We start from the raw sequence: 26045 nt of genomic DNA, 5'->3' as shown, positions 1-26045 counted from the left end.
GGAGTGTAAAAAATGTAATCTATCGAAAAAAGGAAAACTGTTATGAGCAACGAATATATTTCCATGTGGAAGGATTTGGGATTGAATCTTGAATCTCATGATGCTTTGTTGAGCGTTTTGGGAAATGCCTATACAGACATTTATCTGGCCCAGAAAGACCGCCCCGAAGGAATGGGATACTTTGATTTTGTGATGAGTGAGGTGCATGGCCTCAGGATCAAGGAACTGCTGGATGAAAAAAAACAGGGCCGTAAAATCATTGGCTCCTATTGTGTATTTGTTCCCGAAGAAATCGTTCTGGCAGCCAATGCAACCCTTGTGGGGCTGTGTTCAGGTGCGGATTTTGCCATGGAAGAAGTTGAAAAATATTTGCCGAGAAACACATGCGCCCTGATCAAATCCGCATTCGGGTTCAAGCTGGGACAGGTATGCCCCTACCTTGAGGGGGCGGACATGGTTGTGGGCGAAAACACTTGTGACGGAAAGAAAAAAGCCTATGAAACCTTGGGAAGCCTTATTGACAACCTGTATGTGATGGATCTGCCCCAGATGAAATCAGTCAATGGACGCGAACTTCTGAGATCTGAATATGATCGATTTAAGACAGCCGTTGAAAAGCTTACAGGGGTCGCCATTACCTTTGACTCTTTAAAAACCGCCATTCAAACCGTTAACGCAAAACGATCTGCTCTTCACCGTCTGTATACCTTGAGAAACAATGATCCTGCACCCATTTCAGGACTGGACGCCCTTCTGGCAAACCAGGTTTCCTTTTATGATAATCCGGTCAGATTCACGCAGTCTCTTCATAAAATCTGCGATGAACTGGAAACAAGGATAGAAGAAAAAAAGGGTGTCATGCAGGAAAAGACGCCCCGTATACTATTGTCAGGCTGCCCCATGGCCGTTCCCAATTGGAAACTGCCATGGATTGTTGAAACATCGGGCGCAGTGATTGTGGGAGAAGAATCATGCGTGGGAGAGCGGGGAACAAGAAACCTGACAGATGATTCCGGTGACACAATTGACGCCCTCATGGATGCCGTTACCGACAGGTATTTCCAGGTGGACTGCGCGATCTTTACACCCAATTCGGACCGGCTGGAAAATATTATGCAAATGGCCCAGGCCTATAATGCCGATGGGGTTATCCATTACGGACTCCAATTTTGTCAGCCATATCTGATGGAATCCATACCCGTGGAAAAAATGCTGGAAGACAAAGATATTCCATGCCTGCGCATTGAAACCGATTATGGAATGGAAGATGCCGGACAACTCAAAACACGGGTGGAAGCATTTATTGAGCTGCTTAAAGGATAAACAAAAGGAAATGGATGAATGAAATGTGCAGGAATTGATATCGGTTCGCGTACCATTGAACTGGTTGTCGTGGAAAATGGCCGGATACTTGAAACCCGGAAAACAGATACCGGGTTTGATCCGATCACTCAAGCAAAAAAAATCCTTGACGGGGTTTGTTACGACGACATCATGGCTACCGGATACGGACGAGGCCTGTTTGAAACCGTTTTTGACCATGTAAAAACCGTTACGGAAATCAAGGCACATGCAAGGGGAGTGCAGGCCTTTTTTGATACGGCAACAACCATCCTGGATATCGGCGGCCAGGACAGCAAGGCGATTGCCCTCAACAAAAAAGGACGTGTGAAAAAGTTTGAAATGAATGACCGCTGTGCCGCAGGAACCGGCAAGTTTCTGGAAATCATGGCCACAAATCTCGGGTTTGAGATCGACCGGTTTGGCCCGGCAGCGCTTTGTGCTGAAAATGCCATGAGCATCAACAGCATGTGTACGGTGTTTGCAGAATCAGAAGTCACATCACTTATTGCAAAGGGAGCAGACAGACAAGAAATTGCCCGGGGCCTTCATCTGAGCGTCGTTAAAAGGGCCTCGGCAATGATCGCAAGAGTTTCTTCCCAAGGGCCGATTGTTTTTTCAGGTGGTGTGGCGCAAAATCCATGCATACGCGAATTGATATCTGAAAATCTTGACAGGCAAGTTGTCGTCCCGGACAATCCCCAGATGATGGGGGCTTTGGGAGCAGCGCTTATACTTGAAAAGGAAAACTTCTGAATTACCTTTCAATTGTTTGGCATGAGGCGGTATACCTTCTGGTTAAATGCATTTAGCCGTTTTACGAACATCAATGCGAACTAGCCTGATTGTTCAGATCAGATATCGGTATTGAGTTTTTACACAACTAATGGCGTTGGCCTTGAATTTAAGCGTAAGTGCATAGAATAATCATATAGCACAATTTTTACTGCTGTCCAATTTTTCTATTATAGTTATAATCTCTTTACAATACCTTCACCAACTCAATTTTTGATCAAATACCAATCTATATAATGTGTTTAATTCAATCAGGACAAGCAATATATAGCATGGTATTGATTTATTCAAAAACCAGTTTGAAAATTTGGTAAAGGTATTGTCTTTAATATTCAAATATTTATTCAAAAAAAGCAGAATAAAACTACGATACCTGGGTTGCTATAGGATATTTCTATAGTTTTACCATGATATTATCAATATTATAATTTTGACTTCTATATCACTACCTTGTAATCAACACCTGGCATTGCCAATTGTTTATAATTATTATGACTGATTTTGCTAAAGGAGTAAAATGTTTATCGGAATTGATATCGGTTCAAGAACAGCCAAAGGAATTGTGTTTGATGGAAAATCAATTGTCGGCAGCTCTGTTTGCGACACTGGTATTCGTCCCAAGGATTCAGGTGAAAAAATACTCGGGCAACTCCTGAAAACAACCGGATCAAAAGAATCAGACATTAAGAAAATTGTCGGGACCGGTTATGGCAGGGTTTCTCTGACCATTGCAGATAAAACAATAACCGAGCTTTCCTGCCATGCAAAGGGCGCTCATTTTATCTGTCCTTCCGCACGCACAGTTATTGATATCGGCGGACAGGACAGCAAGGTGATCCATGTCAATGAAACCGGCGGTATGAAAGATTTTTCCATGAATGACAAATGTGCTGCAGGTACGGGCCGTTTTTTTGAAATTGCAGCAAGGGCTCTTGAAATGGATCTGGATTCATTTTGCAATATTGGTCCGGCAGTGGCGAAGTCCTGTCAAATTAATAATATGTGCGCGGTATTTGCAGAAACAGAGATCATCTCATTGCTGGCAAAGGAAATCCCTGTGGAAGAAATTGCTTCAGGAATCAACCAGGCCTTTGCAAAACGAATTGCAGGTCTGGCCAAAAGGTTGGGTGTCTCCAATGATGTTTTGTTTGTAGGGGGTGTTGCAAAAAATGAAGCTTTGAAAAAAGCGGTTTCCCATGCCCTTGATATTGAATTTTATCCGTTCACAACAGATCCCCAGCTGATGGGGGCTTTGGGCGCAGCTATTTTTGCCAGTCAACTTTAAAAAAAGGAATCAAACCAATGGAATTAAGCGTAACACAAACCATACAGGATCTGAGAACAGACCTGGCCATGGAACTTGAGATGGCAAAAGATGAAGGCAAAAAAGTTGTTGGCTGCCTATGTTCTTATACCCCCATCGAACTTATACTGGCTGCCGGTGCAATTCCGGTGGGACTGTGCGGTTCCACCCAGACTCCCATCCTTGCTGCAGAAGAAGTCCTTTCCCCTGACCAGTGTCCAAAGGTGAAAGCAACCTATGGCAGGGCAATTTCCGGAACCTGCCCTCTTTTTCCCCTGGCAGACTGCATTATATCGGAAACCACCTGTGACGGCAGGAAAAAAATGTATGAGCTTCTGGCCAGGGAAGTGCCGCTTCTGGTAATGGATCTGCCTCAAAAACCGGATGAACAAGAAGCATTGACCCACTGGATCGCTGAAGTTGACAAGGCAAAATCATTTCTTGAACATCAGCTGGATGTTGTTATTACATCAGAGAATTTGAGAGATGCCATCCAACGGGGTAATCGGAGAAGACATAGCCTTACCCGGCTGTTCATGGCAATGGGATCAACGCCGCCGCCGGTCACAGGCGTTGAGTTTATGGAAATCATGTCCAAGATCGGCCATTATGTGGATTATGACAAACATATCAACTTGTTGAGCCAGCTTTTACAAACACTTGAAAACACAGTGACAGATAAAATATCACAAGTTTCAACCAAGCGCCATAGAATTCTCTGGACAGGACTTGGCAACAGCCTGGGCTGCAGCAAGGTGCTTGAACTGGTGGAAGAAAGCGGTGGTGTGGTGGTTTGTCAGGAAGGGTGCGGTGGCATTACACGGACCGAAGATTTAATTGATGAAACAAAAGATCCCCTCCACGCGATTGCCGAACGGTATTTGCGGGTGACCTGTGCCTGTATGACCCCAAACGCTCAACGATTTAAAGATCTAAAAAGACTGATTCAAGAATTTAAAATCGATGGGGTGATTGATCTGGCCTGGCAATTTTGCCAGCCCTTTGAAATCGAATCTTACAGAGTGGGCGAGCTTGTCAAAAAAGAAATGGGACTGCCTTTTTTACATATTGTTACCGATTTTTCCCAATCTGATGTCGAACAACTCAGGGTTCGTATTGAAGGGTTTATTGAGCAGATCAGCGAGAATAAAAAATATGCCCGTCATTAAAGCAAAACATCTCAGAAAGATCTTTAATGAAAACCAAACCAATTCCCAGGTTGTTGCAATTGATGATTTCAGCCTTGATATAAAAAAGAATGAATTCGTTGCCATTGTAGGACCCAGCGGCTGCGGCAAATCAACCTTTTTACTAATGGTTGCAGGGCTTGAGAAAGCAACATCCGGGACCCTGCTGCTCCATGACAAGCCTGTGGGAAAACCGGAAGCCAGCCGGGCTATAGTTTTTCAGGAATATCTGCTGTTTCCCTGGAAAACGGTCAAGTCAAACATTGAATTCGGTCCTTCCTTACAGAAGATACCTAAAAAAGACCTTGAGAAAATAGGTCGTCATTATATTGATATGGTTGGTTTAAACGGGTTTGAAAATCGTTTTCCCCATGAGCTTTCCGGGGGAATGAAGCAGCGTGTGGCCATCGCCCGCGCCCTTGCCAATGAACCTGACATACTTTTAATGGACGAACCTTTCGGCGCACTTGATTCGCTGACACGGGAAAGCCTTCAAATGGAACTTTTAACTATCTGGCAGCAGACCACATGTACAGTTCTTTTTGTTACCCACAGCATCACCGAAGCCGTCTATCTGGCGGACAGAGTGGTGGTCATGAGCAAACGGCCTGGAAGAATAAAAGATATCATTCCAATTAATCTGGAACGCCCGCGTTACAGGGAAATGTACGTTTCTAACGAATTCAGGGAATATGAAAACATGCTGAAAGAAATTGTTTGGAAAGAAGTTGGAGACACGGTTTTATGAAACACATAAATATCAAGAAACTCATCTCCCCTATTATCCTTCTTCTCTTATGGGAATTGATTGCCAGAATCGGGTGGATACCGAACTGGTTTTTACCGGTGCCGTCAACGGTTTTACAGGTGCTGTGGGAAATGATTTTATCCGGTGAGGTTCCAAAACATACCGGCATCAGTCTTTTAAGGGGTTTTACCGGGTATGGGTTTGCCGCAGTATTTGGTATTGGTCTGGGGCTGTTGATTGCCTGGTCAAAAATTATTGAAAATATTTTTGACCCGCTCATTGAGTTGATTCGCCCCCTTTCAACATTTGCATTAATCCCGATTTTTTTTCTCTGGTTCGGCATCGGCAATACCTCAAAAATAATAATTATTTTCAAAGCCTGTTTTTTCCCCATCGTGATCAACACAATATCGGGTATTAAAGGTGTGGACAGCAAACTGATTCAGGCTGCCCGCTCCCTTGGAGCTACGGAACGGCAATTGTGGACAAAGGTATTCATTCCTTCGGCTCTTCCCATGATTATCACGGGCATGAGAATATCCACGGCTATTTCAATCATGGCCCTGGTGGGTGTAGAAATGCTGGCCGGTGATTCAGGTATAGGATTTTTGGTGATTGATGCCCAACGTACCTTTGACACTGAGCGCGTTTTTGCCGGCATTATCGTTTTATCAATTCTTGGGTTTTCTCTGGATCGAATTGCAAGGATGATCCAGTATAGAATCCTTTCCTGGCATACACAGACGTCTTTGGAGGGAGGACGAACATGACCGGGTTACCAAAAACTATTTTAAACATAAAAAACATAAAAGGAAAACAGATGATAAAGATTGTTAGATTGATTTTCCCGTTGCTGCTGATGGTATGCCTTTTATGGCCACCGATAGCCGGCTCAGAACCGATGAATCCAGACAAAGAAAATTGTCCGGATTGCCAAAAGACCGAGCCCATTAACATAGGCGATGTGCTTGTCACCGCATTTCACGGTGGTGCCGTTACAATTACGCCCACAAAAACAGTTATAGACATCGAAAAATTCAACAAAAGCGGAACTGTGGACCGTGTGGAAGATATTTTGATGCATTTGACAGGTATTGATGTATTGCGAGGGACGGCAGGCGCTGATCCACAGCAGATGATCATGATGCGTGGATTTGATGACAGCCGATTTACCATTGCCATTGACGGCAGAACAATTACTGCTCCAACGGCAGGTGCTGACACCTATGTTGACTGGTCAAGCCTGACCACGGGTGATATGAAAAAAATTGAAATCATCCGAGGTGCAGCATCAGTCCAATATGAAAATTCCCAGGGCGGTATCATCAATATCATTACCCAAAAGGGAAAGAAACAAACCACCCTTGTTCCCCAACTGACAGTCTCTTCCGAATATGCCAGATACAATACATGGGCACACCGGGCAACAGCAGACGGCGGTATTGGCGACTTAACCTATTTTTTAAACTATGGAGACAAGGAGTCGGACGGCTATTTAAGAAACAATGATTATAACGGGAACGATTATTCAGCCAGATTTGCTTATACCTTTGCATCTGATGGCATCCTGACGCTTTCCGCAAAAGGATCGAACCTTACTATGGGATATACAGTTGCCAATGATCCTGACGGCATATATTCCGACTATGACCCTTCCTACCCGGTTGTACCTGAAGATGCAGATACCCTCCGACGTTACAGGGACATGTCCTTTGCCGGGGGGGACAATTACAAAGAAAAAGAATCTCTGCATAAAGACATCAGCTTTGAACAACCATTTGGCAAAAATACCTTAAAAGTCCAATTATATGAAACAACAGGCGAGGAAAGCAGTTATTATTACACCCTTGTCAAAAACAAAGCATATGACTCGACCATCGACCCACCTGAAGATCAATATAAACTGACCCAGAAATTTTCCGGTGATGATGGCCGCAAGGAGAGACATATCGGCGGAAGGCTCCAGTATCGTATGGAGCTGTGGGATGACCACTCCCTGGTAATGGGGTATGACCAGAGACGGATGGAGGTTGACTCCATTAAGGATATCTGGCGGATGCAGGCAGGTTATCTTGAAGACAACTGGCAAATCACCTCGAAACTATCTGTGCTTCTCGGTATGCGGTATGCCCATATTCTTGAAAATACCTATCCCTATGCAGATCCAGGTACAATTGAAAAATACAGACACAAACTGACAACACAGCTTTGGTTGCCCAAATCCACACTGACCTACCAGTTCACACCAGACACATCAGCCTTTGTTTCTGTCAACAAGGACTACCATGTCCCTGGCTGTTGAGATCGATCTGCTTGGGCCAGTTTTGGCTCTGATGAAAAAGGAAATGAGATTGAAACAGAAACCAGTATGCACTACGACACAGGGCTTTTCCATAAATTAAACGAGAAGATCGATACCCGGTTGTCAATATATTACATCGCCATAGACAATTATATTGTAGCAAATTCAGGTGATTCCCACCATGCATCAAGCAGTTACGGCTACAATGTCGATAAAATTGCTTTTTACGGTTTTGAAGCGGAATTCAACGCGGCACTGTCTAAAAAGGTGACACTTTTCGGTAACTACACTTTTAGACAAATCAATTATGACCAGGAAGATATCCTGGCAGATGCCATCCTGCTGGAACTATCTCCAGAGCATAAAGCCAATCTGAGTATCCGCTACAAAATGTTTGAAAACACTCGTTTGACATCGGATATCAGGTATGTCGGGGAGCGTAAAACTGAAGGCAATGTTTACAACCTGGATGATTTCATCACGGTGGATGTGGGAATTGAACAAACCCTGTTCAAAAAAATTGCCCTGCGCGCCTATATTAGTAACCTTTTTGGAGAAAAGTACCAGGAAGTATATGGCTATCCATTGCCTGAGCAGACCTTTGGTATTCGTGTAAAAGTTACATTTTAACAATACACAGGAGTAAAAAAAAATGAAGTTGTTCTTCAGATCAAGTGTAGCCACATTCGTTCTGTTATTCATATTTTTACCGTCCCAGTTGCTTGCGGATTCGCAAGCAACTGAAAAAAGGCCGACGGTCAAATTAACCTATTGGAAAAGCATTGACGACCTTCCCTTGTATGTGGCCAAGGAAAAAGGCTATTTTGAAGAATCCGGTGTCAATGTAGAACTTCTGCACATTAAAGGAGAACAAAATGCGCTTGCCGCAGCATTGAGAGGAGATGTAAATGGCGGATATATTTCGCTTGCTTCACTGATCAAGCTGGCTGAAAAAAAAGTACCGATAAAAGTGGTAATATGGATGGGACATGCCCATAAAGGAACCAAATGCGGTATACACGTAGGTACACAGACAACGTATCAGCAATTGACTGACCTTAAAGGTATCCGCCTGGCAACCGGTGGCAGCATCAACACAAAGACCATGCTGACCCATGCTCTTTACAAGGGAAATCTAGGATTAAAAGATATCCGAACATTATGGGGAGGCACACCGGATAATCCCATGCAATATGAAGCAGCTCTCAGGTCAGGCGGTGTTGACGCATTTATTGTTTGAGACCCCCTTGCAGCCATGCTGGAATTGCATGGAGCAAGTAGGATATTAGCTTCTTTTCATGATATTGTACCCAATTGGATTTTTGCAGGCTTATATTTTTCAGACACCTTTTTAAAAAAGAATAAAGAAAGTGTAAAAAAAGTGCTGCAGGCTATTGAAAAAGCATTTGTCTTTATCAAAGAAAATGAAATTCAGGCAAGAGAGTATCTGCCAAAATATACCGGAATCAAAAGGGATATCTGCATGATAGCGGCATTAAGGGAATATGGTGCAGCAAAAGAACCCATAGAACGCATCAACTTTCAACGAAACTTGATGATTAAATACGGGTATATTAAAACAAATACCCCAATAGAACACATGATCGATTATCAATATTTATCTCAATAGGGGATTATCTTATGAAAAAGTATCTGTTTCTAATGCTGCTGGGTTTATTGTTTTTCAGCCCAGCCTCCTGCTTTGCAGGTGATGCCACCTCCCTTTTTTCAGATGGGTTCAAAAGAATCCCCAAACAAAGCACTTCCAAATTACTTTTTATACAACTATGTATGATTATTATATGTGTTTTTTTTGCTGTACCTCTGCGGGCAGAACAGAGGATCGAAAAAGATCTGGATGAAGACGGAATAGTGGATCAGGTGCTTATCTATAATGATAAGGGTACCATTATAAAGGTAGAGACAGATCAGGATCAGGATGGTTTTGCCGAACGACTTCTAATTTATACCGACGGCAACTTGGCCCGCATTGAACGGGATACTGACAAGAATCAAAAAATGGACAGCCTGGATTATATTGAAAATAACCGGCGACTGCGGCAAGAAAGGTTCGATCCTGAAGGCCGTTTGTTTCAAGTAGTCATATTTGACGAGGATGAACGTATTTTAAAAATGAAAAAAGACACCACCGGAAACCAGCAGTTTGATACACACTATCAGTTTTCAAACGGCAATCTGGTATCATCCACCAGAGATACGGACAACAATAAACAGATCAATGTCTGGACAAACTATAAGAATCAGCTGCCTGTTCAGCAACAAGAAGATAAAAATGAAGACGGGATTATGGACCGGGTATTGACCTTTGATGACCAGGGTCAGATACAAAAGATGCTAAAAGATCCCTTTGCAAAAGGTCAGTTCCAGACCATTGATTTTTTTGAAAATGGTCGGATCAAGACCCGGCATAAGGATAAGAACCAAGACTTAAAGATTGATGAGATTACCCTATTTGACAACGACAACCCCATTGAACAGCAAAAAGACAGAAATTTTGACGGCAAGTTTGATGCCATTACCCTGTTTAAAAACGGTCATTCCAAATCACAAAAAAAAGATAAAAATTTTGACGGCACCTGGGATTATTTTGCTGATTTTGATGCAAAAGGGGAACTGCTTAAAACCAGAGAAGACACCTCTGGCAATGGAAAAGTAGACCGGATACGATTTTTCAGGGCATCAGAGCCCTATAAGGTACAGACAGATACAAATGGGGATGGTTTTTTTGAAACCGTATCATTGTTGAAAAATCAAAAAATTGTAAAAAATATGATTGATAAAAATCAGGATGGGAAGACCGATGTAACAGTCTTTTTCAATAAAGATGAGGAAAAAGAAAAACTGATCAGTGATACAAATCTGGATGGTAAAAAAGATTTATGGCAGTTTTATGCCAATAATCATTTAAGCCGCCTTCTAAAAGATGAGAATCATGATGACCGGGTAGACCTGAAAGTAACCTATAAAAATGGAATCAAAGCCATATTGGAAAAGGATTCGGACTACGACTGTGTTTTTGAAATAACACAAGTTTACACAGATCCTGCCTGGACACTTATCGTTTCACACGATTTCAATGCAGATGGGAAAATGGATATTCAATCCTTTTATACTGGCAAGGTCTTGCGAAAAAAGCAAATGGATGAAGACCTGGACGGCCTTTTCGATATTGTGGAATATTATTCACAACAGGCCGCCCTTGAAAAAATAGAAGAAAAAAAAGAAGGCAAACCATGGATGATCTGGTTTTATGGTGCAAATGAAGAGTTGATTCGCGGTGAAGAAGATAAAAACCAGGATGGCAAAAGTGATGTCTGGTATCTGTATGACAAGGGGGCACTTGTTGAGGTGCAGGAAGATACCAACCATGATAGTAAGGCCGATTTGTGGGAATACTATGATGAAACACAGACTGTGGTCAAACGCCGGAAGGATCTGGATTTTGACGGCATGTCTGATTTTACGGATCAAATAAATCACGCTGAAACAGACAGCTGAAGAACTGGAGGAAGAGATGCTCGATTTTTTATCAAAAGGTGGAATGCTGGTTATACCAATCATATTTTGTTCTGTCATTGTCCTGGCAATTTTTTTTGAACGGATCATTCGATATGCAGTCAATCGCAATCGGGGGAAAAACATTGAACATCAGGTGACTCAATTGATGAAACTGGGAGATACAGACCAAGCGCTGGCCGTCTCAAAAAAAAGCCGATCGCCCATGGGCCGGGTGTTGGAAAAAGCCATTGATGCAAGAGATATGGAAAGCGACGTACTGGAATCGGTTATTGCAAATGCCACGGAAAATGAGGTCAGGGGACTGTCTTCATATCTTCAAGCCCTGGCAACTATTGGTAATATAGCACCGCTGCTCGGGCTTTTGGGTACGATTATCGGCATGATAAAGGCTTTTATGGTCATCCAGCAGATGGGGGGCAAGGTCAATGCCGCCGTGCTGGCCGGAGGGATATGGGAAGCCATGCTTACCACTGCGTTAGGATTAGCCGTGGCACTGCCCACCATGGTGGCGCATTCATATTTAATTGCCAAGGTGGACATGTATGAAGCACGGCTTCAAAACGGTTCCATCCTTTTTTTAAAAGCAATTTCAAAAAAGGTGGCGTAAGATGCCGGTGTTTAAAAAAAAAAGAGACCGATACCAGATTCAGCCGCCCATGACCTCATTGATTGATATCGTGTTTTTATTGCTCATCTATTTTATGTTGACCACCAATTTTATTGTGGAAGAGGGTATTAATATCAAACTTCCCAATGCCAAAGCCTCTGCCCCCCAAGTAAAACAGGAAATCACCATTTATATAGATAAAAGAGGAACCATCTACATGATGGAAAAAGAAATTCCTTTAGATATGCTCTATGCACAGATCAAAGAGATGATTGGCGGGGCGACAGATCGCCTGGTTGTGGTAAAAGCTGACAAGACAATTGTCTTAAATAAAGCGGTCCGGGTAATGGATATCGCAAAAGCGGCCGGTGCATCCCGGCTGTGCCTGGCTACTGAAAAAGGATTATAAATCGTGACAGCACAAGAACAAAATACATCCAATTGGCTGCTGCGCGGATTTATATGTTTGTCAATGGTGATCCATTTTTTTATTTTTCTCCACATGGCAGGTATTTATAAAAACAATGCCATGTCATATATTGAATTCACCATGCACGAGTTTTCCAAACCCAATATTCGACATATTCCAACCCCGCGGATGCGACAGAAAAATCCGGATATTTCCAAAGTTCAACAAATTAAAACCAGAAAATTGATCATCCCCCAATTTAAAATGGAAAAGGTCCAAACTCACCAGATGGACAATAGTTATGAAAAAATAAGCATGCCGGGCTTTACAGACACGATAAAAATCAGTGATATGACTATTAACAGCATTGCAGATATCAATGCCTTTCAAGAACCGGTTAAATTCACCACTGCAAAAGAATATTTTGAGATGCTGAATCTGCGTATAAACAGTGCAAAAGAATATCCGGAATATGCAAAATCCCGCCATTTAGAAGGCCGTGTTACAGTGGAATTTGTGTTGCAAAAGGACGGGGTACTGAACAATATCAAAGTTGCAAAAAGTTCCCGCCACGAGCGCCTGGATAATGCCGCCATTGAGGCTGTAAAGCGTGCATCACCCTTTCCCAGACCCCCTTCATTTTTATTCAAGACACCAATAACTCTTCAGGTTAATATTATGTTTGAAATGGCATAAAACTAAGATGCATTGATAATTATTGAAAAATAAAACAGAATAAAAATGAACTATTGTTTCAGATTGAGCTTTGAAGCAATCATTTGAACAGGTCCGGCTTCTTGCCCCGGAAATCCGGGACAAGTGGATCTAAAGCCTATAGGGTATAAAGGTTTTTTGATGCAAAGACCGGATCTGTTGTAAGATTCACCCCAAGGCGTCTGAGTCCCTCTTCATCGCCCCTGGAGGGCATATGGGTCATATGCATTTCACAGCCCCGGAACGATTTGAGCCCTTCCATGGCCAGTTGGACGGCATGGTTGCCGGTGGCGCTGATGGCAAGGGCAATCAGGGTTTCCTGGAGATCCAGGCTAAGGCTTTTTTCGCCCAGAACCTCGGTTTTCATCCGGGTCACGGAATCACAGATATTTGCCGGCATAATATTGATCTTGTTGGGAATACCGGCCAGATGCTTGATGGCCCGGACAATGGCGCTGGATGCGGCATGCATGCGGGGAGAGTTGCTGCCCGTGATAATTGTTTTATCTTTGAGTTCAATTGCAGCACCAAAGAAAACCCCGTTTATTCCCAGGCGGGGATCATTTTGGGCTTCTTGTGCTGCCTGACGGGCCGGAAGAACCACAGCCCTGTCCTCTTGTGTCAGATCAAACTCCTTCATCAGCAGTTCCGAGCGCTGGACAGTCTCCTTGTCCGTAAGGCCCAGGATGTATTCGCAACGATATCTCAAGTATCTTCTGATCAGCTCCTGTTTGGCTGCCATCCTTGCCCCCTTGTCATCGGTAATGGCAAATCCCACCCGGTTGACCCCCATGTCCGTGGGTGAGAGGTAACACGATTCATTTCCGGTGATTTTTTCAAGAATCCGCTTTAAAACAGGAAAAATATCCACATCCCGGTTGTAGTTCACTGATTTGGTGTTATAGGCTTCCAGGTGAAACGGGTCGATCATGTTGATATCCCCCAGATCTGCAGTGGCTGCTTCATAAGCCGCGTTCACCGGATGCTTTAAGGGAATGTTCCATACGGGGAAGGTTTCAAACTTGGCATAACCCGACTGGATACCGTGGCGGTGGTCATGGTAGAGCTGGGAAAGGCAGGTTGCCATCTTGCCGCTTCCCGGTCCGGGTCCGGTAACGACCACCAATGGCTTTTCAGTCTTGATGTAATCGTTTGCCCCGTATCCCTCTTTGCTGACAATTAGTCCCACATCAGTGGGATACCCTTTGGTGTAGTAATGGGTGTAAACATTGATGTTGCGCCGTTTCAGTTTGTTTTTAAAAATCACTGCCGCAGGCTGGTTTTCAAAACGGGTGATGATGACCCCCCTGACACTGATCTCCCAGCTTTTCAGGTCATCAATGATTTTCAAAATATCTGTCTCGTATGTGATACCAAAGTCGGCCCGGATTTTCTTTCGCTCAATGTCACCGGCATAGATGCAGATGAGTACCTCGGCCTGATCCCTGAGTTCATGGAGAAGACGGATTTTTATATTGGGGTCATACCCCGGCAGAACCCGTTCCGCATGATAGTCAAAGAGAAGTTTTCCCCCGAATTCAAGATAGAGTTTATTGTTAAAGCGATTAATGCGTTTCGTGATTTCAGCAGCCTGTTCCTTTAGGTAGCGTTCATTGTCAAAAATTTTCTTTTCCTGCATATTCTTCCCCTGATCAAAAAAAATCAGCATCCTTTTAAATTTTTAAGCGATTATTCCAGGTTGCCGTGTCATAATAGATGCAAAAAACTTCACACATACGCCATTTACCACAACTTGCTCTCTGTGACAAATACTGCTTTATATGCGGACTGTAAAAAAATATGAGTTTGCTCTTGTAAATTCCATTGTTTCTTACGATACTTCCAGGCATGAAAAAAAACACATATAATATTGACCATGCTTTGAAATTTAAGGGCTTGACTGTTTTGAGTTGCCTGTATTTGCCATGAAACCCAATGTGAAAATTATTTTATTTTTTCTGCTGACGGCTTTTGTTGCCGTGCTTGGAATTCTTCACACCCTTACACCGGGGCACATGATTTTTTTTCATGATACCTACCGGCGGCTGAGCTATTTTCCCATTACCATTGGTGCCATACTTTTTGGAATCCGGGGAGGTATTGTTCTGGCTGTCCTGTCCTGCATGGCCTTTGTCCCTCATCTTTACATGTTCTGGGCAAGGGGACCGCAAGCTTATTACAGCGAATTATCGGAAATTGTCTTTTACCTTGCTGCCGGGGGGGTGGTCGGGCTTATTTCAAGCCGGGAAAACAAATTAAGAGAAAAATATAAAACGCTTTCGGAAAAACTGGCCGGATCATATAAACGCCTTCATGAACAGGCATTCCAGCTTGTGAAAGCCGAACAGCAATTGGGTCAAAGCCAAAAACTTTCCATGCTTGGGCATGTATCGGCATCCCTTGCCCATGAAATCAAAAATCCCCTGGCATCCATCAAAGGGGCGGCTGAAATCCTGGCGGATGAAGTCCCCCAAGGCCATCCCAAACATAAATTTATCGAAATCATGCGCCTGGAAATTGCAAGGCTTAATAATTCAGTGGAAGATGTCCTGACATATTGCCGGGGCAGGCAGCATCAAGACAGAGGCAAAAAACAAACCGTTGAAAAGATTGTCAACCGGGTGGTTACGTTGCTTGAAGCAAACATTAAGGAAAAATTCATAGGCGTTGATATCCGTCCGAAACCCAGCATTCGTCCATTTTTGACAAACGAAGCTGCCATGATTCAAGTGTTGATGAACATTATTATTAATGCAATTGATGCTGTTGAAAAAAACGGCAGAATCCTCGTTGACATTGGCGACTATGAAAACGGCTGTCTCATCAAGATTTCCGACGACGGCCCAGGCATAGATGAAGCCATGGTTACCAAAGTGTTTGAGTCCTTTGTCTCCTTCAAGGAAGGCGGGACAGGCCTTGGACTTTCCATTTCAAAACGGATAGTTGAAAGCCTGGGTGGAAAAATCAGTGTTGAAAAATCAGAACTTGGCGGTGCAGGGTTTTTAATATTTTTACCTGAAAAAACATTTTTAAATAACGGCCATGGCTGATTGACCTGCCACAACAAAAAAATGAAAGATATCTGATTCCAAGAAGTTAGAAATTCTTTCACATAAATGAAAGTATAAAACATGTCTGATCTAATATTATTGATTGATGATGATCAAAGCTTGAGAAGGGTTACCGAATACAATCTGGGCGCAAAAGGGTTTATAGTCGTGACTGCTGCATCAGGCAAAGAGGGGCTTGAATCATTTGAGACAAACACACCTGATCTTGTGGTGACGGATGTTAAATTAGGGGACATGAGCGGGCTTGATATTCTTGCAACCATAAAAGAAAAAGCCCCTGATATACCCGTGATTATCATGACGGCATTCGGTTCCATTGAAATGGCTGTCAAGGCCATGCACAAAGGCGCGTTTAATTTTATCACCAAACCCTTTGACCGGGAAACCCTGATTCAATCTTGCAAAAAGGCATTAGAGCTTAGCAAATTACAGTCCCGGACAAAACTTTTGTCTAATGAAGTGAACCGGCTGACCGGCACACAAGGCATTGTGTCTGCAAGTTCCGTCATGAAAGAATTGTTGGAAACTGCGTCCAGGGCTGCAAACAGTGAAGCAACAATTTTGATATCCGGAGAGTCGGGCACAGGCAAAGAGGTGCTGGCAAGGCTGATACACCAGAACAGCCCCAAAAGAAACGGTCCCATGGTTGCTGTCAATTGCGCGGCCATTCCTGCCGGACTGATAGAAAGCGAGTTGTTCGGCCATGTAAAAGGGTCTTTTACCGGAGCCATAAAAGACAGAAAAGGACATTTTCAAACAGCTGCCGGCGGAACCCTTTTTCTGGATGAAATCGGCGAACTGACAACGGATATACAGGTCAAGCTGTTGCGGGCAATCCAGGAAAAAGAGGTGCAGGCCGTGGGGTCGGAACGGGTGAAGCGTGTTGATATCAGAATTATTGCCGCCACCAATCTTGATCTTAAACAACAAATTACCCAAGGCAAATTCAGGGAAGATTTATATTACAGGTTGAGCGTCATTCCGCTGTTTATTCCGCCATTAAGGGAGCGAACCGAAGACATTCCAGCCCTGGTAAAACATTTTTTAAAAAAATTTGATGCCCCACGGGATGTTGGGTTCTCTTCACAGGCCCTGGCAATATTAAAAACCTATCACTGGCCAGGAAACATAAGGGAAATGCAAAATATTATTGAAAGATGCATTATCTTACGCAAACAAAGTGTGATTGAGCCTGAAGACCTTCAATTGCTCGTTAACAAACCCTCATCTTCAGCACTTACACCGGTTATTCCTGATGAAGGAATTGCACTTGAGGATATTGAAAAAAGCTATATTTTAAAAGCCCTTGAAAAGGCAAACCAGAACCGTTCAAAAGCTGCCAGATTGTTAAAAATACCTCGGCACGTTCTGTTATACCGGCTGGAAAAATATGGCTTGTAAACTTGTAGAGTATTCTACACCTCTTTGTTGAATACTCTTTAACTTCCTTTCTTTTTAATCAACTCTTTCTTTTTATTCAACTCTTTCTTTTTTCACAATCAAATATTTATCTTGTATTTTAAAGCTATTAGAAGCTAATTCACTCAAACGCAACCTATTGGCACAACTTTTGAAATATCAAGTTAAAAATATTAAGTTGAAAATATCAACGCAAGCAGTGTCAAAAAATCAAAACAGGAGAATACTGTGAAAAAAACAAAGCATATCATTTGGGGTTCTATTGGACTCATAGGCTTGTTGCTGCTGATAACGGCAGTAGCGGTTATGGCTGAAAAACCAGAAACCCGAACCCTCAGCCGGGCGGTTTTAAAAATAGACAGTTTATCCTGCGGAGGATGCTTTTCCACGATCAGTTCAGGATTTGCACCCCTCAAAGGATATTCAGGCATGGGAACCAATTTATTCAGAAAATTGATTGCAATTGATTTTGCCGAACCATTAACAATTGAAAAAATATCCAGCAAACTTGCTCAAGTCGGATATCCTGGAAAACTCAAATATGTTGATAATATTTCACAAAAAGAATCCTTTGCATATATTGACGCAAAAAAAAACAGGGGTTCATCAAATAGTGGCAGTTGCTGCAGCAGTGGTGCAATCCCCGACAGCCGCAGCATTGACCCTGGATCATCCGGCCTGGCAGAACCACCGTCGGGCGGGTCATGCTGCACACTGCCGGATGTTTCTCAATCGACAAAAGCACTTTAATTTTTATAAAGGAAACTATAATGAAAGTATTTCAGAAAACAATCATCGCCATCACCCTTTTTTCGATCCTGCTTTTGGCAGGTTCCAACGCATATGCGCTGTTTGGGGGCAAATTTAAAACTTTGACGCCCAAAGACGGGCATCTTCAGATTCCCATCAAACAAGTGAATGACGGCAAAGCCCATTATTTTCAGACAACGGCTGATGACGGACCCGATGCTGGAACCAGGGTGAATTTTTTCCTGGTTCAAAGTATGGATGGTGTGATCCGCGCCGCCATAGATTCTTGTGATGTCTGTTACCGCTCCGGTAAAGGTTATGTTCAGAATAACAACGTCATGGTCTGCACCAACTGCGGCCGTCAGTTTGCCACTGACCGGATCAATGAGATCAAAGGCGGATGCAATCCTGCTCCTTTAACCAGGATGATCAACGGAAAAAATATTGTGATTTCCATGCAGGATATCAATGCCAATGCCTGGTATTGCAAGTTTAAGTAGGAGGCAGTGTCCATGTCATATGATCCTGAAAAATACCGGAAAAAAAGAGAAAAAGTCCTTGGCATAAAAAAAAGGGGGGTGGGATTTGGAACCCTTGCAACGCTTGTATCATTGGTTATCGTAACAGTTTTAAGCATTGTGACGATTCCCCAGGCCATATCGTACATGGCCACACGCCATCTGGATGATGCGATTTTCAAGCTGGAATCAAATCCAGCCTGGCCAAAAAGTATCATTACAGGGATAAACGCCATTGACGGGGTTAAAACTATTGCGAATGACACGCACAACACCCGCCTTGTTGTTACCTATGATCGGCGCATGGTCAAGCTTTCCAACATCACGGCATTGTTTGACCGACAGAATCTGAATGTGACGCTGCTCAACCAGGTTAACCATCGCCAGCATCAGAACACATTGAAAAAAGAGGAGAAAGACCTTGCGACTCCATGATATCTCGTTGGGAAACATTAAGCGCAGAAAAGGCAAGATGCTGTTTCTTGTGATGGGGCTTGTGATCGGTATTTCAACGGTTGTCACCCTTCTTTCCATTACCGAAAGCATGACCCTGAACATTGAAGAACGGCTCAACCAGTTTGGTGCAAATATTGTCATGGTTCCCAAAAGCGAGAACCTGTCACTCAATTACGGGGGCATTGATGTGGGCGGAGTCAATTACCAGGTTCAAGAATTTGAACAGGAAAAGCTGGCCGACATCAGAACCATAAAAAACAGCAAAAACCTTTCCATTATTGCCCCTAAAATCCTGGGGTCCGTCACGGTAAAAGATAAAACTGTTCTGTTGATTGGGGTTGTGTTTGAAGAGGAACTGGCCTTGAAAACCTGGTGGCACAAAGCAGCAGGAACATTTGCCAAAAAAGAAGATGAAATCATGCTGGGTTCCAGGGCAGCCGACCTGCTGGGGTTTAATGTGGGGGACACCGTACTTGTTTCAGGCAAATCCTTTAAATTGTCAGCGATTTTAAGGCCCACTGGGACTTCCGAGGATGATGCCGTTATTGCAAGCCTGGGCGCGGCCCAGACACTGCTGGGAAAACAAGGCAAGCTGTCAATGGTGGAGATATCGGCCTTTTGCCAGGGATGTCCCATTTCGGAAATGACATTGCAGATTGCCGAAAAATTTCCCAATGCAAAGGTTACTGCCATGAAGCAGGCCGTGATGTCCAAAATGCAGTCCATTGACATGTTTAAATCCTTCAGCCTTGGGGTATCCATTATCGTGATTCTCATCGGTTCTCTGCTGGTCATGGTCACCATGATGGGATCAGTCAACGAAAGAACCCGTGAAATCGGAATCTTCAGGGCCATTGGGTTCAGAAGGGGGCATATCATGCAGATTATTTTACTCGAAGCCCTGCTGCTGGGGATCATTGGCGGTATCCTGGGATTTGGCCTCGGGAATTTGATTGCCTGCAGCATCATTCCAATAGTGATCAAAGACGGGGGATTTGCCGGAATCAATTTGACCCTGGGAATCATCTCCATCCTCATGGCCGTGGCTTTAAGTCTTCTGGCAAGCCTTTACCCCGCATTTAAAGCCAGCAACATGGACCCTAGTCAAGCATTAAGAGCCCTTTAAAACAGAAAGGAAATCAACATGAAACAGATTAATCATTTGATCGAGATTCACGAATTAAAAAAAACATATCAAAGTGGCGACACAAATGTGGATGCCATAAAACAGATGAATTTTTTTATTGACGATCAAGAGTTTGTCACTCTCATGGGACAGTCCGGTTCAGGCAAGAGTACATTGTTGTCCATTATGGGGGGGCTCAATCATCCGACACAGGGAAAGGTTCTTGTGGATTCCCTTGACCTTTATGATTTAACCGCAGAACAGCGGGCGGATTTCAGGAGTGAATATATTGGATTTATTTTTCAGTCTTTTCAGCTTATTCCCTATCTGACTGTGCTGGAAAACGTCAAACTTCCCATGGCTGTCACGGGCCTGAAAAAAAAGATCAAACATCAGATGGCCATAGAGGTCATTGACCGGGTGGGTCTTGGATCAAAAGCCCTTCGCCTGCCGGATCAGCTGTCAGGAGGAGAACAGGAACGGGTTGCCATTGCAAGGGCCATTGTAAACAAGCCTCCCATTATCCTGGCGGATGAACCCACGGGAAATCTGGATTCAAAAACCGCAAAAGAGATCATGATGCTGTTGCAATCTTTAAACAATGAAGGACAGACCGTTATTGTGGTGACCCATAACTCGGATATGGAAGCCTATGCAACCAGAAATATCAGGGTTATGGACGGGGAATGTTTTGTTGAGTGCAAACCCAAATAAAATACCAGGTCATCCTTAGCTCATTGTCTGGCTTTAGCTCCTTGTCTGCCTCTATAAACCAAAATCAAACTAAACAAATATACAATTCAATTATAATGCCAAAATGCCTGTTATCTTATCTTTCAAATGTTTTACAGAAAAAGGTTTATCAAGCACGCTGGTAAAACCGTAACAATTGATTTCTTTTTCATCCATATCGTCAGGGTATTCAGTAATTAAAACGCCCTTGATATCGGGATCTATTTTTTTGAATTCTTCCATGGTTGAAAATTCGCCCTGCCCTTTCCTGATATCAAAATTAAGCAAAGCAATATCAATTTTTTTATCACCGGCTTTAGCTGTTTTACAAATTTCAATGGCCTGATTACGGTTAGATGCGACAAGCGTTTTATATCCCAGGTGCCTCAACATCTGGGATATGGCATCCAAAAGCAATTCATCCTCATCCATGACCAGCACCCAAACATTGGTTTTATTCAAAACAGGTTTGGCCTGATGTTCAAAATTTTTATCATGCTTGCTCTCCAACCCTTTTTGATTGAAAACCGGCAGGATAATATTAAAAAGGGTTCCTTTATTCAAGGTTGATTCAACATTAATATGGCCGCCATGCCTTGTGACGATTGTCCAGGCAACACTCAGGCCAAGGCCTTTGCTTTTCCGGTTGTCCATGTGTTTGGTTGTAAAATATGGATTAAAGACCATATCCAGATTCTCTCCGGGTATGCCGCAGCCTGAATCGGAAATAAAAATGGAAATTTGGGGATTTTTAGGACGGTGGTCCAGGTATCTTACGATAATATCAATTTTGCCGGCACCCCTCATTGCTTCAACCGAATTTTGAAGCATATTTTCAATTGCAACTTTTAACTGATCCGGATCTGCATAAAAGGGAACGGGAATGCTCTCCGGTTCAAAAGAAAAAATGACCGTCTCCGGGTAAAAATTATTTTCAAGGATCTGCCTGATCAATATTTCAATATCCGTCTTTTCCTTTAACGGTTTGGAACCTTTTCCAAACAAAACAAGCTTTGACGATATCCCTTTTGCCTGCATAACGCCTTTTTCGGCGTTTTCCAGATATTCTTGCGTTTCACTGTCAAGAGAACCCATCTGGGCCAGATTGATATTACCGATAATCGCGGTAAGGGTATTGTTAAAATCGTGGGCAACCCCACCGGCAAAGGTGCTGATACTTTTAAGTTTTCTTGATGTCTCAATTGTTTTATCAAATTCCCGGAATAATTTTTCGTGTTCTTTTTTGTCTGTGATGTCAAATGCCGTTTCAAGGCGGACGATTCTATTGTCAGGCCACTCAATGGCTTTGTCAATAATCCTGTACCAGCGGTTATTGAGTGTGTTGCAAAATTCCCATTCATATGCTTCATCCGGTTTTCCATCGGGATGAACAAGTCTTTTGTTGGTGCAAAAAGAACAGACCCCTGTCTGATTTTTCTGGATAACCTGCCAGCATTTTTGTCCTTCAAGTACCACTGAATCATCATATCCCAATGTCTGTTTTAATTTTTTATTGGTATATATCAATTCATGGGTCTGCATATCCGATACAAATACGATTGACTCCATTGAATCAAGTATAGCCCTGAAAATATCAACATCTTTTTCAATATTCTTTTTTGGTATGATTTGATCGTTTATCTGATTATATTTTTTTTCCATAATGCTCCCTGCTATATTCCCAATCGGCTTAAACAGACAGGAAAATTTTCAGGCGATAAGCGCCGATATTAATTTTATATATCAAAAAATCGCATTGTCATAAATTTTTCTATAACTGCCACGGGCAGACTTGGTATTTCATCCTGGTTTGCCCACAACAAAGATTGAAAGCCTCTGTATGAATTTTTTAAGACTTTCATATAAAATCATCTGGATTTTAATTAAAACCAAGTTTATACTTTGTATAAAAAAAATACAATCAGTAAAAACCCTTAATTTCAATAAATAATTTTCAATATTCCCAAAAAAGTTATGCTTAAAAATTTGGCTGTATTTATTTTGCATGGGATTTTTTATAAAATCATTACGATTTCAAGATAGCAGAAGAGACGATATGCGCCTGAAAAAGCAGTTTGCCCACTGAAAATTCATGCATATATTATGAAATGACAGATTCTAACAGCAACCCAAAAATCATGGAGACATAACTATGACAACCCTGAATAGAATTTCAGCAGTTGATGCAAAAACAAGGGTGGATTCTGGTCTGTCCTTGCTGGTTTGCATCTATGACGATGAAAAATTTCATTCCCAGGCCCACCTTGAAGGTGCCATTCCCATGAGTGAATTTTTAAAATTAAAACCTGATCTTGGCAAAGACACGGACATTATTTTTTACTGAGGCTGAGTCGATGATAAGTCTTCGGCAGGTCTTGCCGTACAATACACAAAAGAAGGTTACACCAATGTCAGGTTTCTTGACAAAGGAATCAATGGATGGAAAGAAGCGGGATTTAATGTTCTTTAATTGCATACCCTGCCATGGCGATTTTGCCATGGCAGGGTATGCAATTCCTATTGGATTTAACTGATTTCAGAACGCATCAACCAAATCAACCGGTAACCCAAAATCATCAACTTCTAATACCTATTGGACATCATTGATTCCCACTTCTTCAAAAGTTTTGATGTCTGCAAGAATTCTTGTGGAAAGATCCAGAAGTTCCATACACACGGCAGCGCCGGTTCCTTCCCCTAATCTGAATTTCAAATCAATCAAGGGTTCAAGCCCCAGTCGTTTGTGCATGAACCGATGACCTGTTTCCACGGATTTATGACTGACAAAAAGATAATTTTTTGCCGCAGGTGCAAGTTCGCAGGCAATCAAAGCACCTGCAGTAGAGATAAACCCGTCGCAGATAACCGGAATGCCCCTGGCGGCAGCGCCCAGGACGAGGCCTGCAAGCCCGCCGATCTCAAGTCCCCCGACTTTTGACAACACGTCAACAGGATCATGGGGATCAGGCTTATGAAGGGCAAGTCCTTTTTTGATGACATTAATCTTATTTTTCAAGCTCTTATCATCAATACCGGTCCCGCGGCCCGTAAGTTTTTCAACTTCAATTCCGGAAAAGGCGGCAATAATGGCGGAAGAAGGTGTTGTGTTGCCGATCCCCATATCGCCGGTTCCCAACAGATCAACCGGCTCCAGAGCCTCAAGTTCATTTACGATTTCAATGCCTGCTTCAATAGACAAAATAGCCTCTGCCCGTGTCATGGCAGGTTCTTTTGTGAAATTGGCGGTCCCGTATCTGACTTTTTTATGAAAGATGGGCAGGTCCGGGGCAAAATCATGATTTACCCCTATATCAGCCGCTTTAACAATAGCACCCGCATGTTTTCCAATGACATTGACCGATGCCCCGTTATTGGCAAAATTATAGACCATCTGGGGGGTGACGTCAGCCGGAAAAAGACTGACCCCTTCCTGGGTAACCCCGTGATCTCCCGCACAGGTAATGATCCGTTTATTTGAAAGATTAACATTAATGGTGCCTTTTATTGCGGCAAGCCTTGCTGAGATATCTTCCATGATGCCAAGACTTCCAACCGGCTTGGCCTGATTTGCCAGCCGTTCTTTTGCCGAATGAAATGCATCCTCATCAAGTGTTTCATCAATGGATAAAATAGTCTGATCTAATAAGCTCATAATACTTACCTCTTGTCTGTAATATCCTTCTCAAATATTTCCATGCCTTTTTTCATGGCACAAAAATCCCCGCACATGGTGCAGGTTTCTTGTTGGGCAGGCGCACGTTCCTCACGGGTTTTTCTGGCAATTTCAGGAAATAACAGATATTTTTCCAGATCATTCCATCTCATGTCCCGTCTTGCCATGGCAGCCTGTTTTTCATTTTCCCGCCGGTCAGGGTATTTGGAAATATCCCCGATACGGGCTGCAAGCCGAGTGGCCCTCACGCCTTCTCTCACGTCATTGACATCCGGCAGGGCAAGATGTTCGGCAGGAGTGATATAACAGATCAGATCCGCGCCAAACCGGGCGGAACTTGCCGCACCAATGGCGGCGGTGATATGATCGTATCCTGCGCCGGTATCGCAGGGGATGGGGCCTAAAACATAATAAGGCGCATTGCCGGACATGCGTTTTTCCAGCATGATATTGCCTTCAATTTCGTCCAGGGGGACGTGGCCCGGTCCTTCCACCATCATCTGGCAGCCCTGATTCCGACCGATTTCCGCCAGTTCGCAGTTGATGATCATTTCAGCCATCTGGGCACGGTCATGGCTGTCATGGATGGCACCGGCCCTGATCCCGTTGCCTAAGGAAAGAACGGCATCATATTTTTTCATCAACGCACACACACGGTCAAACTGCTCATACAAGGGGTTCTCTTTTTTATTGATATCCATCCAGGCCACCATATAGGTTCCGCCCTTGGATGCCAGACCGCCATAACGAAATCCCTGTTTTCTTAAGCGTTCAATGGTGTACTGGTTAATCCCGCAATGAATGGCCATAAAGCTCAAGCCGTCATCCAATTGCTTTTCAATCAGGTCAAACAGGTATTCAGGGTCTAATTTTGCCGGATTTTTGTATTTGCGGATGGCTTCTTTAAATGCCTGGTACAACGGCACATTGCCCACGGCAAGATCGGTATTGGCCAGAACCGTTTGCCTTACGTTATCAAGATCCCCGGCAGCAGACAATTCCATTAAGGTGTCAGCCCCTTCTTCCCGGGCAGCCTCTGCCTTTGCCACCTCAAGATTAACATCACAGATATCTGAAGAGGTTCCAATGGAAGCGTTCACCTTGGTGCGCAGGCCGGTTCCAATTCCGGTAACCTTTTGCCCGGGGCGCTTGGGATTACAGGGGATAACAATTTCACCCTTTGCCACATGATCTAAAATAAAGGATTCAGACAGCCCTTCAGTCTGGGCAACGATTTGCATTTGTTTTGTGATGGTTCCCTGGCGGGCATGCTCAAGCTGTGTTGTCATAGTTTCCTCGCTATCAAATCTCCTGTAAAACCAAAAAAATTTTGCAAGAGATGAGTTCTTACAAA

25 protein-coding genes are annotated in these 26045 nt (G+C 43.2%); 21 read left to right on the top strand and 4 right to left on the bottom strand.

Translation table 11 applies throughout. The features are described from left to right. The first annotated feature begins 42 nt into the window (after positions 1-42). From BLT94_RS15280 to BLT94_RS15215, 13 genes are all read left to right on the top strand, one after another. The gene (locus BLT94_RS15280) at positions 43-1323 is read left to right on the top strand and encodes a double-cubane-cluster-containing anaerobic reductase (protein ID WP_014959287.1); all 1281 of its coding nucleotides are present in this window, start codon (positions 43-45) and stop codon (positions 1321-1323) included. An 18-nt stretch (positions 1324-1341) separates the two neighbouring features. After that, entirely contained in the window at positions 1342-2097 is a 756-nt protein-coding gene (locus BLT94_RS15275) for an acyl-CoA dehydratase activase (RefSeq protein ID WP_014959288.1), read from the top strand. Between the two features lie 556 nt (positions 2098-2653). Continuing rightward, positions 2654-3421 (top strand): acyl-CoA dehydratase activase, encoded by a 768-nt coding sequence (locus BLT94_RS15270; RefSeq protein ID WP_014959289.1) that lies wholly within the window; start codon positions 2654-2656, stop codon positions 3419-3421. A 17-nt stretch (positions 3422-3438) separates the two neighbouring features. Beyond that, entirely contained in the window at positions 3439-4608 is a 1170-nt protein-coding gene (locus BLT94_RS15265) for a double-cubane-cluster-containing anaerobic reductase (RefSeq protein WP_092235888.1), read from the top strand. After that, positions 4595-5374, top strand: a complete 780-nt coding sequence (locus BLT94_RS15260) for an ABC transporter ATP-binding protein (RefSeq protein ID WP_092235886.1) — start codon at positions 4595-4597, stop codon at positions 5372-5374. Before BLT94_RS15265 ends, BLT94_RS15260 begins: the two co-directional genes overlap by 14 nt. Then, positions 5371-6144, top strand: a complete 774-nt coding sequence (locus BLT94_RS15255; protein ID WP_014959292.1) for an ABC transporter permease — start codon at positions 5371-5373, stop codon at positions 6142-6144. The genes BLT94_RS15260 and BLT94_RS15255 overlap by 4 nt, the downstream gene beginning before the upstream one ends. Positions 6145-6194: 50 nt before the next feature. Next, the gene (locus BLT94_RS15250; RefSeq protein ID WP_456072998.1) at positions 6195-8306 is read left to right on the top strand and encodes a TonB-dependent receptor, CU motif-type; all 2112 of its coding nucleotides are present in this window, start codon (positions 6195-6197) and stop codon (positions 8304-8306) included. A 22-nt stretch (positions 8307-8328) separates the two neighbouring features. After that, positions 8329-8916 carry an ABC transporter substrate-binding protein gene (locus BLT94_RS15240; protein WP_014959294.1) on the top strand — a complete coding sequence of 196 codons (588 nt, stop codon included), beginning with the start codon at positions 8329-8331 and terminating at the stop codon, positions 8914-8916. Between the two features lie 15 nt (positions 8917-8931). Continuing rightward, on the top strand, positions 8932-9306 hold the full coding sequence (locus tag BLT94_RS15235; RefSeq protein WP_041279662.1) for an ABC transporter substrate-binding protein: 375 nt from the start codon (positions 8932-8934) through the stop codon (positions 9304-9306). A gap of 11 nt (positions 9307-9317) precedes the next feature. Beyond that, complete coding sequence (locus BLT94_RS15230) at positions 9318-11195, top strand: hypothetical protein (protein WP_092235877.1); 1878 nt, start codon at positions 9318-9320, stop codon at positions 11193-11195. A 16-nt stretch (positions 11196-11211) separates the two neighbouring features. Continuing rightward, the gene (locus tag BLT94_RS15225) at positions 11212-11823 is read left to right on the top strand and encodes a MotA/TolQ/ExbB proton channel family protein (RefSeq protein ID WP_014959297.1); all 612 of its coding nucleotides are present in this window, start codon (positions 11212-11214) and stop codon (positions 11821-11823) included. Position 11824: 1 nt separating this feature from the next. After that, positions 11825-12232, top strand: coding sequence for an ExbD/TolR family protein (locus BLT94_RS15220; RefSeq protein ID WP_014959298.1), 408 nt, complete (start codon positions 11825-11827; stop codon positions 12230-12232). Positions 12233-12235: 3 nt separating this feature from the next. Continuing rightward, entirely contained in the window at positions 12236-12928 is a 693-nt protein-coding gene (locus BLT94_RS15215) for an energy transducer TonB (RefSeq protein ID WP_092235875.1), read from the top strand. A 136-nt stretch (positions 12929-13064) separates the two neighbouring features. Here the strand turns inward: BLT94_RS15215 and BLT94_RS15210 are convergent, their stop codons facing one another. Further along, complete coding sequence (locus BLT94_RS15210; RefSeq protein WP_092236179.1) at positions 13065-14585, bottom strand: DUF1846 domain-containing protein; 1521 nt, start codon at positions 14583-14585, stop codon at positions 13065-13067. A 298-nt stretch (positions 14586-14883) separates the two neighbouring features. Between BLT94_RS15210 and BLT94_RS15205 the strand changes: the two genes are divergently transcribed. The 7 genes from BLT94_RS15205 to BLT94_RS15175 all read left to right on the top strand — a co-directional run bounded on the left by BLT94_RS15205 (position 14884) and on the right by BLT94_RS15175 (position 21000). Further along, positions 14884-15996 (top strand): two-component system sensor histidine kinase NtrB, encoded by a 1113-nt coding sequence (locus BLT94_RS15205; RefSeq protein WP_175530370.1) that lies wholly within the window; start codon positions 14884-14886, stop codon positions 15994-15996. A gap of 81 nt (positions 15997-16077) precedes the next feature. Beyond that, entirely contained in the window at positions 16078-17418 is a 1341-nt protein-coding gene (locus tag BLT94_RS15200) for a sigma-54-dependent transcriptional regulator (RefSeq protein ID WP_092235869.1), read from the top strand. Between the two features lie 246 nt (positions 17419-17664). Continuing rightward, a complete protein-coding gene (locus BLT94_RS15195) occupies positions 17665-18186 on the top strand; it encodes a heavy-metal-associated domain-containing protein (protein ID WP_092235866.1) in 522 nt (173 codons plus the stop codon). Between the two features lie 20 nt (positions 18187-18206). Beyond that, positions 18207-18686 (top strand): DUF2318 domain-containing protein, encoded by a 480-nt coding sequence (locus tag BLT94_RS15190; RefSeq protein WP_092235863.1) that lies wholly within the window; start codon positions 18207-18209, stop codon positions 18684-18686. A 12-nt stretch (positions 18687-18698) separates the two neighbouring features. Further along, complete coding sequence (locus BLT94_RS15185) at positions 18699-19139, top strand: hypothetical protein (RefSeq protein WP_092235860.1); 441 nt, start codon at positions 18699-18701, stop codon at positions 19137-19139. Beyond that, a complete protein-coding gene (locus BLT94_RS15180; RefSeq protein WP_092235858.1) occupies positions 19126-20286 on the top strand; it encodes an ABC transporter permease in 1161 nt (386 codons plus the stop codon). Before BLT94_RS15185 ends, BLT94_RS15180 begins: the two co-directional genes overlap by 14 nt. An 18-nt stretch (positions 20287-20304) precedes the next feature. Further along, a complete protein-coding gene (locus tag BLT94_RS15175; protein WP_092235855.1) occupies positions 20305-21000 on the top strand; it encodes an ABC transporter ATP-binding protein in 696 nt (231 codons plus the stop codon). A gap of 90 nt (positions 21001-21090) precedes the next feature. Here the strand turns inward: BLT94_RS15175 and BLT94_RS15170 are convergent, their stop codons facing one another. Further along, positions 21091-22680, bottom strand: coding sequence for a hybrid sensor histidine kinase/response regulator (locus tag BLT94_RS15170; RefSeq protein WP_092235852.1), 1590 nt, complete (start codon positions 22678-22680; stop codon positions 21091-21093). A gap of 490 nt (positions 22681-23170) precedes the next feature. Between BLT94_RS15170 and BLT94_RS15160 the strand changes: the two genes are divergently transcribed. Then, complete coding sequence (locus tag BLT94_RS15160; RefSeq protein ID WP_041279666.1) at positions 23171-23362, top strand: apurinic/apyrimidinic endonuclease family protein; 192 nt, start codon at positions 23171-23173, stop codon at positions 23360-23362. 246 nt (positions 23363-23608) lie between these two features. Here BLT94_RS15160 and cobT read toward each other — a convergent pair whose 3' ends face one another. Together cobT and thiC are read right to left on the bottom strand one after the other, a co-directional pair. Then, positions 23609-24670 carry a nicotinate-nucleotide--dimethylbenzimidazole phosphoribosyltransferase gene (gene cobT, locus BLT94_RS15150; protein ID WP_092235849.1) on the bottom strand — a complete coding sequence of 354 codons (1062 nt, stop codon included), beginning with the start codon at positions 24668-24670 and terminating at the stop codon, positions 23609-23611. A 5-nt stretch (positions 24671-24675) separates the two neighbouring features. Next, positions 24676-25980 carry a phosphomethylpyrimidine synthase ThiC gene (gene thiC / locus BLT94_RS15145; protein ID WP_092235846.1) on the bottom strand — a complete coding sequence of 435 codons (1305 nt, stop codon included), beginning with the start codon at positions 25978-25980 and terminating at the stop codon, positions 24676-24678. Positions 25981-26045 lie beyond the last annotated feature (65 nt).

Origin of the sequence: Desulfobacula phenolica (genome assembly GCF_900105645.1) — a bacterium.
In the GTDB taxonomy this organism is placed as follows: Bacteria; Desulfobacterota; Desulfobacteria; order Desulfobacterales; family Desulfobacteraceae; genus Desulfobacula; species Desulfobacula toluolica.
The sequence above is the reverse complement of the archived record's forward strand: the minus strand, read 5'-3'. Positions and strand labels throughout refer to the sequence as shown.

What these genes read in the sequence shown, in the direction of transcription:
- BLT94_RS15175 (WP_092235855.1), top strand. Translation starts at nt 20,305, where the DNA reads ATGAAACAGATTAATCATTTGATCGAGATTCACGAATTAAAAAAAACA.
- BLT94_RS15230 (WP_092235877.1), top strand. Translation starts at nt 9,318, where the DNA reads ATGAAAAAGTATCTGTTTCTAATGCTGCTGGGTTTATTGTTTTTCAGC.
- BLT94_RS15235 (WP_041279662.1), top strand. Translation starts at nt 8,932, where the DNA reads ATGCTGGAATTGCATGGAGCAAGTAGGATATTAGCTTCTTTTCATGAT.
- cobT (WP_092235849.1), bottom strand. Translation starts at nt 24,670, where the DNA reads ATGAGCTTATTAGATCAGACTATTTTATCCATTGATGAAACACTTGAT.
- BLT94_RS15280 (WP_014959287.1), top strand. Translation starts at nt 43, where the DNA reads ATGAGCAACGAATATATTTCCATGTGGAAGGATTTGGGATTGAATCTT.
- BLT94_RS15200 (WP_092235869.1), top strand. Translation starts at nt 16,078, where the DNA reads ATGTCTGATCTAATATTATTGATTGATGATGATCAAAGCTTGAGAAGG.
- BLT94_RS15275 (WP_014959288.1), top strand. Translation starts at nt 1,342, where the DNA reads ATGAAATGTGCAGGAATTGATATCGGTTCGCGTACCATTGAACTGGTT.
- BLT94_RS15190 (WP_092235863.1), top strand. Translation starts at nt 18,207, where the DNA reads ATGAAAGTATTTCAGAAAACAATCATCGCCATCACCCTTTTTTCGATC.
- thiC (WP_092235846.1), bottom strand. Translation starts at nt 25,980, where the DNA reads ATGACAACACAGCTTGAGCATGCCCGCCAGGGAACCATCACAAAACAA.
- BLT94_RS15260 (WP_092235886.1), top strand. Translation starts at nt 4,595, where the DNA reads ATGCCCGTCATTAAAGCAAAACATCTCAGAAAGATCTTTAATGAAAAC.
- BLT94_RS15220 (WP_014959298.1), top strand. Translation starts at nt 11,825, where the DNA reads ATGCCGGTGTTTAAAAAAAAAAGAGACCGATACCAGATTCAGCCGCCC.
- BLT94_RS15225 (WP_014959297.1), top strand. Translation starts at nt 11,212, where the DNA reads ATGCTCGATTTTTTATCAAAAGGTGGAATGCTGGTTATACCAATCATA.
- BLT94_RS15265 (WP_092235888.1), top strand. Translation starts at nt 3,439, where the DNA reads ATGGAATTAAGCGTAACACAAACCATACAGGATCTGAGAACAGACCTG.
- BLT94_RS15255 (WP_014959292.1), top strand. Translation starts at nt 5,371, where the DNA reads ATGAAACACATAAATATCAAGAAACTCATCTCCCCTATTATCCTTCTT.
- BLT94_RS15170 (WP_092235852.1), bottom strand. Translation starts at nt 22,680, where the DNA reads ATGGAAAAAAAATATAATCAGATAAACGATCAAATCATACCAAAAAAG.
- BLT94_RS15160 (WP_041279666.1), top strand. Translation starts at nt 23,171, where the DNA reads ATGACAACCCTGAATAGAATTTCAGCAGTTGATGCAAAAACAAGGGTG.
- BLT94_RS15270 (WP_014959289.1), top strand. Translation starts at nt 2,654, where the DNA reads ATGTTTATCGGAATTGATATCGGTTCAAGAACAGCCAAAGGAATTGTG.
- BLT94_RS15240 (WP_014959294.1), top strand. Translation starts at nt 8,329, where the DNA reads ATGAAGTTGTTCTTCAGATCAAGTGTAGCCACATTCGTTCTGTTATTC.
- BLT94_RS15185 (WP_092235860.1), top strand. Translation starts at nt 18,699, where the DNA reads ATGTCATATGATCCTGAAAAATACCGGAAAAAAAGAGAAAAAGTCCTT.
- BLT94_RS15210 (WP_092236179.1), bottom strand. Translation starts at nt 14,585, where the DNA reads ATGCAGGAAAAGAAAATTTTTGACAATGAACGCTACCTAAAGGAACAG.